Source organism: Roseibium alexandrii DFL-11 (assembly GCF_000158095.2).
Classification (GTDB): domain Bacteria; phylum Pseudomonadota; class Alphaproteobacteria; order Rhizobiales; family Stappiaceae; genus Roseibium; species Roseibium alexandrii.
On record NZ_CM011002.1, the window covers coordinates 3340091 to 3352778 of the forward strand.

Consider the following 12688-nt stretch of genomic DNA (forward strand, 5'->3'; position numbering starts at 1 on the left):
GTCCTCTTCCACGGCCAAGTGTCAGCAAAATGAATAGCCTGATAAGGACTTAGGCAATGCAGGTCGCCTCCAAGTCTTTGCCTCGGATAGCGGGTTTCGTTTTATTACCCAGTACAGTAGGCTTATCCGCAAGAGACGAGCACCTGCAGCAGACTGCGGCCTCAAAACCCACCCCAAGACAGAATTGCGATACGCCTCATGACCGAAGCCAAACAGGGCGATACGGTGCAACTTCATTACAAGGGAACTCTGGACGACGGATCGGTTTTCGATAGTTCGGAAGGCCGCGAACCACTCGAATTCACAGTTGGCTCCGGCCAGATCATTACGGGCCTCGACCGCGAGATCCCCGGCATGAAGGTCGGTGACGAAAAAACCGTTACGATTGCAGCCGAAGATGCGTACGGGCCGCACAACCCGGATGCTCAGCAAACAGTGCCGCGGACGCAGATCCCGGAAAATGTTCCGCTGGAAATAGGGATGCAGCTGCAAGGCCAGACCGCGGACGGCCAGGTGATGAGTGTTGTCGTCGTGTCGTTTGACGACGACCAAGTTGTTCTGGATGCCAACCATCCGCTGGCCGGCAAAAACCTGACATTCGCGATTCAGCTGACAGGCATCAATTGAGAAAAGGCTGTTAATTCGCCTTATTCAACCCCTACGTATTGATCCAGTGTTTGCAATTTCGGCGCCTCGGGCCTAGGGTCCGAGCCACCTGAATGGCGATGATAGATTTGGAGTTTTTCGCGCAATGGCGATGGATGTCGATGCATTGGTTGATCGCAGGCGTTTGCGGCGGAAGGTGACATTCTGGCGGGTGGCAACATTTCTTGTAGCCGCCTTGGTTCTGATCGGCGGCCTTGTGTATTTTGCGGGCGCTGCGAACATGTCGAAACGGTCCGCCCACATAGCGCGCATCCCGATTGAAGGCATGATCCTGGAAAACCGCAAAACTCTGGAGATGCTGGAAAAGATCGGTAAATCCGACGCTGTGAAGGGCGTGATTGTTTCAATCAACTCTCCAGGCGGCAGCACAACCGGCGGCGAAGCGATTTACAACGCTTTGCGCAAACTCTCGGAGAAGAAACCTATTGTTGCCGAAATGCGCACAATCGGAACCTCCGCCGGTTACCTGATCGCCATGTCTGCGGATCATATTGTCGCACGCTACAACACCATCACCGGCTCCATCGGTGTCCTCTTCCAGTTCGGCAACTTTGAAAAGCTGCTGGAAACGGTCGGTGTTTCCATGGAAGCGGTCAAAAGCGCTCCACTCAAAGCCGAACCTGACTTCTATTCACCCGCGACACCAGAAGCCAAAGCGATGTTGCAGGCAATGGTGACCGATTCCTACAACTGGTTTGTCGACATTCTCGCCGAGCGCCGGGATCTGGACAAATCCAAAGCCTTGGAACTCGCCGACGGCCGTGTTTTGCTGGGTCAAAGGGCCCTTCAGGAGAAGCTCGTAGATGCCATCGGCGGTGAAGAAACAGCGGTTTCCTGGCTCGAAACGGAAAAAGGCGTTGCCAAAGACCTTCCGGTCATCACCTGGACAACAACAGAGAGCATCGAAGAACTGCCATTTGCGTCCCGGGTCTCCCGGGAAATCGGCAAAGGCTTCGGTTTGGCTGTCCTGGAGCCACTAAATGAGGCTAAAGGGCTGATTTCTCGGGACCTTATGCTTGACGGGCTCGTGTCGGTTTGGCAGGCTCCAGTAGCGGCAGACAAAAAACCGTAATCGAGGGGGCTCTTCATGATCAAATCAGAGCTTGTTCAGCATATTGCCGAACAAAATCCACATCTCTATCAGCGGGATGTCGAAAACATAGTCAATGCAATTCTTGATGAGATCACTGAAGCGCTGATGCGCGGAGACCGCGTTGAACTCAGGGGTTTTGGGGCCTTTTCTGTCAAAAACCGTCCTGCCCGGATCGGGCGCAATCCACGGACCGGCCAAAAGGTGGAAGTGGATGAAAAACATGTTCCATTCTTCAAAACCGGCAAAGAAATGCGTATACGGTTGAATGATGGTGTCGACCACGGGGACGACTGAGTCCCCTTAAGGTTGCCTCATCGCCGCAATCGCGTTTAGTTCAGACCGTCAGGGAGACTGCTTTGACCCGCTTTATCAAGAACTTGATCTTGCTCGCCATCGCAGTTGTTCTTGTTCCCTTATCCGTTGCCAATCGGCATACGGTCTCCCTTGCCCTCAATCCGTTCGATCCGCAGGATCCACGCTTGACGATCCCGGATATCCCCCTATTCTGGATCATCTTTGCAAGCCTCGGCTGCGGCATCATTGTCGGAGGTATCGGGTCTTGGGCGAAGCAAGGCCGCTGGCGCAAGGAAGCTCGTGTCAAACGCCGGGAAGCGGACAAGTGGCACAAGGAGGCCGATCAGTTGCGCGAACTGACCACAGACGGACAGGGCAGCTCTACGACCGCAAGCCTGCCGCGGCCGGGCAACCGCACCGCCGCATAACCGCTCTCCAATGCGGATCATTTCCAGCAGCAACATTGACCTGTGCCTGAGCGATCGGGACGCGATCGAGATCCTTCGCCAAGGTTACCGTTCATCCGCTCAGCTCTGCGCACCACTTACGGCAAGCATTCCCCGCCCTGACATGCAGGCAGGGAATTTGGCAGTACAGCCTGCGTGGTCCGACTTTGCCGGACAGGGGCACATAGATCGCGGCTATGTCGGTTGTTCTTTATCGCTGGCATTGCCAGAACATATCGGCGCCCCTTCCGGCCTCTACGTGTTGTTCTCAGGCAAAGGCGGACAACCGATCGCACTTTTGGACGGGGTTCGCCTCGCCACATGGCGCGACGCCGGTTTACATGCACTAGCTGCAGCTTATCTTTCCCGTGAAGACGCTCACCGACTGCTCGTAATTGGCAGCGACCCGCGCCTGCCACGCCTGACCTCCGCCTATTCAGCTGTCCGCAACATTACCTCGATCCTGTTTGCAGGAACGGACAAGGAGATCCGGCGGAGGATTACTGGCATTTCAGAACTTTCTCATGTTTCGGCCGACATCACAGAAGACATTTCCAGTGCTCTGGAGGGCGCAGACATTGTGTGCCTGGCGGGACCGGAGGCTGGATCCAATGAATGGATGGATCTATCTAAATTCGATCCTCCGGCTGGATGCCACGTGGATGCTTTGATGGCCAATCCACCCGTCCCGGACACGCTCTGGCAAGAAGCACGTCTCTTCACCACAAACCTGAAATCAGCGCCGCGAACCAACTGTGAATGGACGGCCGATCTGGAAGAGTTGGCGCGCGGTGACCGCGCCGGACGGCGGTATTATGGACAAAGAACACTTTTTGTACCGTGCCCGGACACTGGGCTTGCCGATTTCGTTCTGGCCGCACACGTTTTCTTGAAGGCCTGACGTCTGGATTTCAGACAGCGGCCATCCCATCTCAACCTCTATCCGGGGGCGTCCACAAGAACAAAATGCCGCCGCTCGCGCACACCCACATGTGCATGGGCACCGATGTCGCACAATGTCGTTTTGCAAAGGAGAAGGACATGCTGACGACACTTGCCTATTCAGCAAGTCTACCGGCAATCACGATCAGTTTGATCGTGATCGTCGCAACAACCTACGGGCTTGTTTTTTGAGGTAAAGGCGCGAAGCCGGTTCAACGAGAGCCGGCTTTTTTGCTTTTGCATTGCCGCGCTACGCAGGGGTCATCCAGCCCTGCGCAGCGCCGCCTGCATCTTTGAGCAGCGCAATTCGGCCAATACCCGGCACATCGAAGGGCGGCCGTGTGACCGTGGCACCGTGGGCTTTTGCAAGTTCAAGACGTTCGTCGATGTTGTCGACGGCGATGTAGGAAAACCAATGTTCGGGCAGCCCGTCGAAATCCGGGCCTCTCATCTCGAAGATCCCACCGGCCGGCTTGTCACTGAGATTGGCAACCCAATAGGTCCCGCCGCCATCCACCGGCATCTCAGAAAAGGTCCATCCAAGCGTGCTTCCATAAAACGCTTTCGCCTTTTCAGCATCCCCGGTCATCAGTTCATTCCACCAAAACTGACCGTGTTCCCACATGGCACCCTCCTGACTACTCAACCGGAGGAGAAGACATAACAGCTTTTGATTGTAGTTGCATATGGGGAACCGGGGCTGGGAGTGAAGTCACGGCCGGCGGCGATGGCCATATCCAGGCAAGCTCCATCCATGGAGAATAGCCCCACCACGCAGGATCATCGCAACGCTTCCCGCAAGAATGGCCGCCACCCACGGAACAACACCAAACTGGGCCAGCAAAACATAGCTGCCAGCACCGGCAAACGCGGCACTGACATAAATCTCCGATTTGACGATGGAAGAGGGCTCTTGTGCAAGCGTATCCCGCAGGACACCACCGAAAGTCGCGGTTGAGACACCCATCAGAACGGCGACCAATAGAGTGTCGCCAACGTTTAGGGCCTTTGCCGCGCCCATTACGGAATAGGCTGAGACGCCAACGGCATCTGCCCAGCGCAAAGGCTTGTTGAAGCGTTCGATCCCATGGGCGAAGAACCAGAGGAACACGCTCACAACGAGGCAGACGACAAGATAGGCTTCGTTGACCACCCAGAAGACCGGCACACCCAAAAGAAGATCGCGGAGCGTGCCGCCTCCAATGCCGGTCAGCGTCGCGAAAAACAGAAAAGCTATGAAATCCAGTTGCTTGCGGGACGCGACAATGCCCCCGGTCACGGCGAAGACGGCAACCCCCAAATAGTCCAGCAATTGCAACAGCATACCTGCCCCCAAAAAGAAAGCCGCCCGGTCCGTGTGGAAGGGCGGCCTGCTTCAATCCATTGATCTTAGGGCGCTTTACGCGCTTTTATCAACCGTTTCACCAGGTTCTGTGCCGGCATCTGCTTTCGGGGCCTCTTTCGGGCCGCCTTTGGAGACGCCCACCATAGCCGGGCGTAGCACGCGCTCGCCAATCACATAACCGGCCTGCACGACCTGTACCACAGTGTTGTTCGGCACCTCTGTGTTCGGCACCTCAAACATGGCCTGGTGGAAATTCGGGTCAAACTTTTGACCTTCCGGCTCCAGCTTGCTCACGCCATTTTTCTCAAGCTGGTTCAGAAGGTCACGCTCGATCATCTCAACGCCCTCGATGAGGGAGGCGACACCGGCATCTGCATTCTTGCGATCGTCTTCCGGCAGAGCCTCCAGCGCACGGCTGAGGTTGTCGGAAACAGTCAGCATGTCACGGGCAAAGCCAGACACTGCGTATTGGCGCGCGTCCTTGACTTCCTTTTCCGTGCGGCGGCGGAGGTTTTCCATTTCCGCCATGGTGCGCAGGGCCCGATCCTTCAGCTCCGCGTTTTCAGCCATAAGAGCTTCCACCGCGTCGACCGCGCTCTCCTCCGCGGCCGCGGCAGCTTCATTGACCGCTTCAGCTTGTGGTTTCAGCCCGTCCGGCTGATTATCCGGTGATTTGTTTTCTTCACTCATTGGTGTTCCGTTTGGCTCAGACACATTTGGCGTTGCTTATACGTCCGGGGGCGGCAAAATCAAAGAGAAACGGCGGATAAGCGTCATCCTTACCCGCCGCTCTGCAAAGCTTGCCTGCAGCGCCCGGCGGCAACCACAGCTATTTGAGGCCTTAAAGGGCGCTCTTGATCCAGTCAGAAAGTTTGCCTTTCGGTGCAGCGCCAACCTGAGTGGCCATCGGCTCTCCGCCCTTGAAGAGGATCAGCATCGGGATGGACCGGACGCCATATTTCATGGCCATGTCCTGGTTTTCATCGATGTTGAGCTTGGTGATTTTGACCTGACCGTTCATTTCTTCGGAGATTTCCTCCAAAGCCGGCGCAATCATCTTACACGGGCCACACCATTCGGCCCAAAAGTCCACAACGACCGGCTCGTCAGAATTCAAAACATCAGCTTCGAAGGAAGCATCGGTGACTTGGGTGGTAGCCATTACAACATCTCGTGGTTCGGTGGTTCACACATACCCAGTTCAGGTACGTCAGTTGGTTGGAACGTAGGTAGCCGAAGCGGCTCCGTCAAGCAGGCCGGACCTCTGGAGCCAATCCGGTGAAAGTTTCATCAAGAAGTTCGCCCGGAATCTCCATCAACGATGGCCCTGTTGTCCAAAGCAGATGACATCGGACTGCCTTTGCCGGATAGATCTGCCGCAGCAACTCCTTGTAAACACTGAGCTGCGCCCGATACTCCAACGGCACTTGGTCAAGAGTTTCCGGTGGCTGGAGATTGGTCTTGTAGTCCACAATCACAACTTCGTTGCCATCCACAATCAGGCGGTCAATCTGCCCCGACACCTCAACGTCCGTGCCGTTTGCAGAACGAATCGTTCCAGTTAGTGCCACTTCCGCCCGGCTATTTTCTGAGAACACGGGCTGAAACTCTGGTTTCTCCAGGACCTGCGCAAGCTCTTTCAGCAAAGTGTCTTTGAAAGGCGCGAAGACGGGCTTCAGTGCCTGGTCCAGAAACGCCTCAGCAGCCGCCATCCGCGACGCTGCCGGTAAGTCGGGCAGCAACTCCAAAAGCCTGTGGACCAGCCGGCCCCGCTCCAACGGCCAAGAGTCCGGCTGGCGTCCAGCTGCAAGGCGCGCCACAGCCGGAACCGGTTCAATACCATCCTTGTCTTCCATGTCTTCAAACGCCTTTGACGGTTGAAGCCGGATTTTTCTGGAGACAGGTTTGACAGGTTGATGCGCCCAGTCAGGCAGTGTGTGATCGTCACCGGACACACTCGCATCCGTTCGAGGATGGCCGGGTGACGGTGCTCTGCCGGTGCCCGCACTGGGGTCCTTTTGCCAACGCCACCCAACAACATCACCATCTGCATCGTGCAGCTCTTTGGCTTGTGGCTTCAAGGCAGCAGACACGAGCGAATACCAGCAATTGTCATGCGCACCGCGTTTCGGCTCCCAGCCGCAGACAATCAATCGATCTTCGGCACGTGTGAGCGCGACATAAAGTAGACGGCGGTATTCTTCTTCCTGCCCCTTCCGGAGTGTTTCAACCGCTTCGTCATGCCAGCTGATACGATCCGTCTTCGGCGGCAGCCAGACAAGAGAAGGCGGTGATAAGTCGTGTCCGGGACGCGGCCGCGGCAAGAAGCTTGGATCGTGAATTGCACTCACCGGCGCGCCACCGGGATCAACCAGAATGACAATCCGCGCTTCCAGCCCCTTGGAGCCGTGGACCGTCATGATGCGCACCATGCCTTTGGTGTTCGTCAACTCGCGCTTGATCTCCGTCGGGGCGGCGGCCATCCAGGCGAGGAACCCTTCCAGACCGGGCGTTCCGGCCTGCTCATAGGCAATCGTCAGAGCGAGGAATTCATCCAGGACATCATCAACCTCAACGCCGAGGCGGCGGCGGAACGCCTGACGTCCTCCGTCCGCCCCAAGCAGTCGGGCATAGAACTCATAGGGAGGTACAAAGTCCGCCCGTGCCCGCCAGTCCTCAAGCTGCCGGCGAACCTCCTGCCATTTTGTGGACGCTTCGGATCGCTTGACCAGCATCTGCCAGAGCGTACCGGGGCGAATTTTTTCATCTGTTTCGCGCGCGACTTCCAGAAGATCCATGTCGTCCAGACCGAACAGCGGGCTTTTCAAAACAGCCGCCAGAGAAAGATCGTCTTCCGGCAGAAGAAGAAAACGCCCGAGAGCTGCGAGATCCTGAACCGCGATATGATCTGTGAGAATCAGTCTGTCTGAGCCGGCCGCCGGGATGTTGAGATTTTTCAGCTCCCGGTTCAGCGCCTCCACGAACGGGCCACGCTTACGGACCAGGATCATGACATCACCCGGCTCTGCGGTCCCGTCCAGCATCCAGCCTTTGATAGTTGACGCGATCCGCTTGGCGACCTTCAACATCGGGCTGCCTGAGCCGACGTGATCGACCGGCAACCGCCAGTCATCGGGTTCGCTCACCTCGGCCTCAGTTTCCAGCGGCCAAAGATCAACAATCCCGGGATCCAGCCGGATCGCCTCATGAACCGGGGCCACGCCGTCTTGCGATAGCCCTTGATAAGCGCTGGCGTCTTTGAACACCTCATCAACCGCCCCCAAGACATCCGGTGTCGAGCGGAATGAGAGCTGAAGGTTTACGGAGTGAAACTCCTGCTCCGCGCTTTGTGCCTGTCTGGAAAAGGCCCGGCGCATTTGATCGAAGTAAGCCGGAACAGCGCCTTGAAAGGAATAGATCGACTGTTTCTCGTCCCCCACCGCAAAGAGGGTCCGGACCTTTTCACGCCCGCTGTCACCGACGAAGAACTCCGCGGCCAAAGCGTTGACCACCTCCCACTGGCGCGGGCTCGTGTCCTGCGCCTCGTCAACGAGGATATGATCCAAGCCCTGATCGAGCTTGTATTGCACCCACTGAGCCGCGTCCGATTTGGCGAGCAGCGTGGCCGTCTTGACCACCAGATCTTCAAAATCCAGGTAGCCTTTGGCCGTCTTCGCCCGTTCGTAATACGTGATCACAGCATCCGCGAGCCGCAAAAGCGCGACGGTGCCCGCATAGGTCACGACCTTCCGGCGCTCGTCCAGAAGTTCCAAAAGCCGGGCTTGTTCCGCAATAAGCGCATCGACCATGTCCGGAAACGCTTCCGTCACTTTCTTGGTCGCCAGCGATTTCCTTGCTTCAAGCTTGCCTGTCAGGAAGACCGGAAGCCAGGCCTCTCGGAAAAGGCCCGGGTCGGTCTGGCGGATTGCCGCGACAAGCGCCTCTGCCTTGCCCTGATCCGTTTTCGTGCCCGTGTTCAGCGCTTCCGAGTAGCTGAGGCAGGTGTTCAAATCGAACGGACATTCAGAGCGAAAACGGCGGTCGAAATCTGAAAGCTGCTGAGCCGGATCAATTTCAAGATCATCCGCCAGGGCGTGTAATGCTGGTTCCAAACCACCCGCATCGACCGTCCAGCGTCGGAACGCATCGCGGTTCTGAATGAGTTCATCCAAGGCCTTTTGCGCACCGCCGTCGCTCATCAGATCGATAACAGATGCAAGCGCCTGGCCGAACGGACTGTCCGGCTCCATCTCCGCCTTGTGAAGCACACTGGCGCGCGCTTCCGCCATCAATTCAGCCGCGATGCGGTCGTCGAGAACGTTGAAGTGACCAGCGACATTGGCCTCAAGCGGGAACTGATGGAGAAGTGCTTCGCAAAAGCCGTGGATGGTTTGGATCTTAAGGCCACCCGGTGTTTCAAGCGCACGGGCAAACAGACGCCGGGCCATCGCGATCCGGGCGGCATCCGGATGACGTCCCTCAATCTCAAAGAGTTCTTTTGCGAGATCCGCATCGTCCATCGTCACCCAGGTGCCGAGGATCTTGAAGACGCGGGTCGCCATTTCAGCGGCCGCAGCCTTAGTGAAGGTCAGCGCCAGAATACGGGATGGGTCGGTGCCATCCAGCAGGAGCCGGACGACCCTGCGCGACAGGACAAAGGTCTTTCCCGATCCGGCGTTCGCACTCACCCAGGCGGACGCACGGGGGCGCGATGCAAGATCCTGACGCTGCCGGGTGAGGTCGGGGATCTGAAAGCCACTCATGCCGGGTCCTCCCCGCCAAGCGCCCATTCTTGCGCGCGTGCCAGATGGTCATAAGGACCATCGATCTGACGGCCCTGCATGACGCGGGCCCGGGAGAGATAGCCGGTCTCTTCCTTGGCATAATGGGCGATCAATTGTTCGAGACGCTGCCAGGCATCCTCGATGAGCTCCTCCAATGCCGCATCTTTCGGGTTCCGGCCGACTTCGAGCACAGCGTCAGTCCCCCCTTTCAGCTGCAGATAAAGCAGTTCACCGACCGGGTCACCAGCTGGCACATCCTTGAAACCACCGCGCTGGATCATCGCCGCTTCCAGTGGCAGCTGTGGCGACAACAGAGCATCCACCTGTTTTTGCGACGGCACCTGGCCAGTCTTGTAGTCAATGACGGAAAGAGACCCAGAACTCATCAGATCGATGCGATCGGCCCGCCCGCGCAGGCGGAAATCCAGACCGGGCAGTTTCAGCTCGACACCGCCGCCGATCTCCAGGAACCGTTTTTCGACGTGCAAAGACCTCTTGGCCTCAAACGCGACAAACCCTTCAGCAATCCGCTGGAACCGCGGCCACCAGAGCGCCCGGATTGCCGGGAACGCGTCCAGCGGTTCGAACAGCTCTTCTCCGATCTCAAGCAAAGCCGTCACCGCCGTTTCGTCAAACGGCCCGGTCCAGGTCGACAAGAACTCTGCAAGTGCATCGTGAATGAGATTGCCCTTGTCGGCGGCTCCCGGCTCCCCACCGATCGGATCGACCGGCTGCAACTCCAGCGAATGCCGGGCAAAGATCGCGTAGGGATCCCGCACAAGCCGTTCGATTTCGGTCACCGACAGCGTTTTCGGTCGCGCTCCCAATGGAGGTTTCGGGGCAGGCCGGTCTGCGGGACGCACATCGCCGGCCTGACGATCCAACAGCGCTGCGAGTTGCGAATAACGGTTGCCCCGCGCTTCCATCCCAGCTGCGATCTCCGGTCCGGCTAAAGTGGTCAGACGCTGAAGCCATCTTGATGCAACGGTTGGAGCCCCATCAGCCCTTGCGGCACGGGAAAGAAGGACCCGCTTGGCACCCATCCCTTGTGCAAAATCATGGGCGGCCGCTCCCAGGCGCCGCTCAGGGGGTTCCAGCCCCATATCCCGTTTCATTGGCCGATTGAGCCAGGGATCGTTGCGGGTACGCTGCGGCCACGTGCCCTCGTTGAGCCCGCCGAGAATGACAAAATCGAATGCTTGCAGGCGTGCTTCCATTGGCCCGAGGATTTGCACCCGCGGATCCCGCGGCAAGCGCCGGCGCACGGCGTCCCCCGACATCAATGCCGACAGAACGGATGGCCATTCATGCGGCGGCACAGCAAGACCGCTGGCCTCTGCTTCCAACAACCCGGACCAGAACGCCGCCAGCGCCTCACCTGCCTCGGCTGCATAAAGCTCATCCGCGGCCCCTGTCTCATCCGCAGAAATCGCCTGCATGACATCGACATGCGCCTGAACGAGGTGTTCCACCGGCACCGGGTCACGATCTCCGGCCATGTTTTCCAGCGGTGCGAGCGCGCTCTGAAGGCGTGCTGCGAGATCCGCGATCACATCCCAATCGCCCTCGTGCACCTTCTTCCAGCGTGGCGTGTGTGCATTCTCGGCAGCGGCCCGGCAGGCCTCTACGGCCATGATCAAACCATCGGTACCGGGGCGGGGCCGCTCGCCGCGGATCACCCCGCGCTCCAATGCCCGAGCAGCGGCACGGATATCCTTGATGGGCAGGCCGAGACGCGCCAGTGGATGTTTCAAAAGGGCCAGAAGATCAATTGGTTCACAACCGTTCAGCGCAAGCTTCGCCGCCAGGATCGTCAGGATGGCCGGCGCGGTCTGATCGAGCGGCCGGCCAGCACTGTCGTCAGCCTGGATATTCCAACGCGCAAGCTCTGCCGCCACGCGGCGGGTCAGCATCCTGTCCGGAGAGATCAGCGCTGCGGTCTCACCGAGTTCGATTGCCTCCCGCAAGGCAATCGCAAGGCTCAACGCTTCATCTGCCTCGTTGCGAGCCGTCATTAGAGAGACATTGTTGAGTGCAGCCGATCGGACTTCGATCGGGGTCGCATCCAAATAACTTGTCCAGCCGTCGGAGGTGTCCGCTGGCCGCAATGCTTCTGAGACCAATCTCTGGCGCTGACTGAGAATATCGCCGGGATCATCAAGCGCGCGAACATCTGCACGTGTAACGCCGAGGCGGTCGAGCAGCTGTTTCAAGGAATACTGCGGATGAGAGGACAAGGGTGGTGGTGTTTTTGTATCGCTTCCATGCCGTGTGCCGGTTACAAACCGCTGGCCAAGCGCCTCCCAGGACCGGTCGTCAAGGTCCAGATCCAGCCCGGGCAGCACAATAACACCCTGCTCCAACCCGGCCACGGCTTTCAGAAGTTCAGCCGTTGCCGGCACCGAGCCGGTTACGCCTGCCACGATGACAGGGCCTTTTGGCGGTGTCGCGGCAATCCGTTGGGCTTCCCGCCGGATCAGCGCGGAGCGGCGGGCCTTCGGGTCCATCTTGCCGAGTTCTGCCAAGTGCGCCGGCCAGGCCTCCTGAACAATCTTCAGGAAGTCCAGAGTGATCTGCCAATAGCGAGCATGATCGTCCGGCACCAGCCCGGCAAGCTCGCTCCAGTCCGCCTCTTCCGTTTCCACTTCATCCATCAGGGTCAGGAGATCGCCAGCCAGCCAGGCTGCATCGGCGGTCGAAGCGGGAAGCCCAAGCGGCTCATCGGACCGCAGAGCCAGAGCTTCGCGGCGCAAAGCCCCTTTCCAGGCCATAACCAGCCGGGTCATCGCCAGATGCCGGTCGATCAGCGGCATCGCTGGCGGCAGCGGTTCGAGGTCCGGGCCGGAACTCAGAGATTGGATGTCCTCGTCGGCATCGCCGACGGGCCGGATGATTGGCAAGAGTACAGGCCTGCCACCGAGGGCTATTTGAAACAAGTCTGGCAGCAGGCGCGCAGCGCGGCGCGTCGGTAGGTAAAGCGTTGCTGACGACAACAACAGCGGATCATCCAGCGGCCGGAACCCTGGCACGAGTTGCCCATCAACAAGCTTGTCTACAAAGGTCTCAAGAAAGGAAACGGCGGGCGGGATTGTAAAAAGACGGGGCTGGTCCGGCATCT

The 12688-nt window shown here is 58.4% G+C and carries 11 protein-coding genes; 5 read left to right on the top strand and 6 right to left on the bottom strand.

The features are described 5' to 3' along the window. Window positions 1–198 precede the first annotated feature (198 nt). The 5 genes from SADFL11_RS15390 (at window position 199) to SADFL11_RS15410 (ending at window position 3400) form a co-directional block, all read left to right on the top strand. On the top strand, window positions 199–627 hold the full coding sequence (locus SADFL11_RS15390; protein WP_008193857.1) for an FKBP-type peptidyl-prolyl cis-trans isomerase: 429 nt from the start codon (window positions 199–201) through the stop codon (window positions 625–627). Window positions 628–751: 124 nt separating this feature from the next. Continuing rightward, window positions 752–1738 (top strand): signal peptide peptidase SppA, encoded by a 987-nt coding sequence (sppA, locus tag SADFL11_RS15395; protein ID WP_008191492.1) that lies wholly within the window; start codon window positions 752–754, stop codon window positions 1736–1738. A 15-nt stretch (window positions 1739–1753) separates the two neighbouring features. Next, window positions 1754–2053, top strand: coding sequence for an integration host factor subunit beta (locus SADFL11_RS15400; RefSeq protein ID WP_008191762.1), 300 nt, complete (start codon window positions 1754–1756; stop codon window positions 2051–2053). A gap of 62 nt (window positions 2054–2115) precedes the next feature. Further along, complete coding sequence (locus tag SADFL11_RS15405) at window positions 2116–2481, top strand: lipopolysaccharide assembly protein LapA domain-containing protein (RefSeq protein WP_040451357.1); 366 nt, start codon at window positions 2116–2118, stop codon at window positions 2479–2481. A 10-nt stretch (window positions 2482–2491) separates the two neighbouring features. Further along, entirely contained in the window at window positions 2492–3400 is a 909-nt protein-coding gene (locus SADFL11_RS15410; RefSeq protein ID WP_008194521.1) for an ornithine cyclodeaminase, read from the top strand. Window positions 3401–3691: 291 nt separating this feature from the next. On the opposite strand, the gene SADFL11_RS15415 is transcribed toward SADFL11_RS15410, so the two are convergent. The 6 genes from SADFL11_RS15415 to addB form a co-directional block, all read right to left on the bottom strand. Then, window positions 3692–4066 carry a VOC family protein gene (locus SADFL11_RS15415; RefSeq protein WP_008197298.1) on the bottom strand — a complete coding sequence of 125 codons (375 nt, stop codon included), beginning with the start codon at window positions 4064–4066 and terminating at the stop codon, window positions 3692–3694. 87 nt (window positions 4067–4153) lie between these two features. Beyond that, window positions 4154–4765 carry a trimeric intracellular cation channel family protein gene (locus tag SADFL11_RS15420; protein ID WP_008196808.1) on the bottom strand — a complete coding sequence of 204 codons (612 nt, stop codon included), beginning with the start codon at window positions 4763–4765 and terminating at the stop codon, window positions 4154–4156. Window positions 4766–4840: 75 nt separating this feature from the next. Continuing rightward, window positions 4841–5476, bottom strand: a complete 636-nt coding sequence (grpE, locus tag SADFL11_RS15425) for a nucleotide exchange factor GrpE (protein ID WP_008194207.1) — start codon at window positions 5474–5476, stop codon at window positions 4841–4843. A 151-nt stretch (window positions 5477–5627) separates the two neighbouring features. After that, window positions 5628–5948 carry a thioredoxin gene (gene trxA, locus SADFL11_RS15430; RefSeq protein ID WP_008194002.1) on the bottom strand — a complete coding sequence of 107 codons (321 nt, stop codon included), beginning with the start codon at window positions 5946–5948 and terminating at the stop codon, window positions 5628–5630. An 85-nt stretch (window positions 5949–6033) separates the two neighbouring features. Continuing rightward, entirely contained in the window at window positions 6034–9549 is a 3516-nt protein-coding gene (gene addA, locus SADFL11_RS15435) for a double-strand break repair helicase AddA (protein WP_050776028.1), read from the bottom strand. After that, complete coding sequence (gene addB / locus SADFL11_RS15440) at window positions 9546–12686, bottom strand: double-strand break repair protein AddB (RefSeq protein WP_008189525.1); 3141 nt, start codon at window positions 12684–12686, stop codon at window positions 9546–9548. Before addB ends, addA begins: the two co-directional genes overlap by 4 nt. Window positions 12687–12688 lie beyond the last annotated feature (2 nt).

Excerpts from the sequence above, each read along its gene's own strand:
- SADFL11_RS15390 (WP_008193857.1), top strand. The coding sequence starts at position 199 with ATGACCGAAGCCAAACAGGGCGATACGGTGCAACTTCATTACAAGGGA.
- sppA (WP_008191492.1), top strand. The coding sequence starts at position 752 with ATGGCGATGGATGTCGATGCATTGGTTGATCGCAGGCGTTTGCGGCGG.
- SADFL11_RS15400 (WP_008191762.1), top strand. The coding sequence starts at position 1,754 with ATGATCAAATCAGAGCTTGTTCAGCATATTGCCGAACAAAATCCACAT.
- SADFL11_RS15410 (WP_008194521.1), top strand. The coding sequence starts at position 2,492 with ATGCGGATCATTTCCAGCAGCAACATTGACCTGTGCCTGAGCGATCGG.
- SADFL11_RS15415 (WP_008197298.1), bottom strand. The coding sequence starts at position 4,066 with ATGTGGGAACACGGTCAGTTTTGGTGGAATGAACTGATGACCGGGGAT.
- SADFL11_RS15420 (WP_008196808.1), bottom strand. The coding sequence starts at position 4,765 with ATGCTGTTGCAATTGCTGGACTATTTGGGGGTTGCCGTCTTCGCCGTG.
- grpE (WP_008194207.1), bottom strand. The coding sequence starts at position 5,476 with ATGAGTGAAGAAAACAAATCACCGGATAATCAGCCGGACGGGCTGAAA.
- trxA (WP_008194002.1), bottom strand. The coding sequence starts at position 5,948 with ATGGCTACCACCCAAGTCACCGATGCTTCCTTCGAAGCTGATGTTTTG.
- addA (WP_050776028.1), bottom strand. The coding sequence starts at position 9,549 with ATGAGTGGCTTTCAGATCCCCGACCTCACCCGGCAGCGTCAGGATCTT.
- addB (WP_008189525.1), bottom strand. The coding sequence starts at position 12,686 with ATGCCGGACCAGCCCCGTCTTTTTACAATCCCGCCCGCCGTTTCCTTT.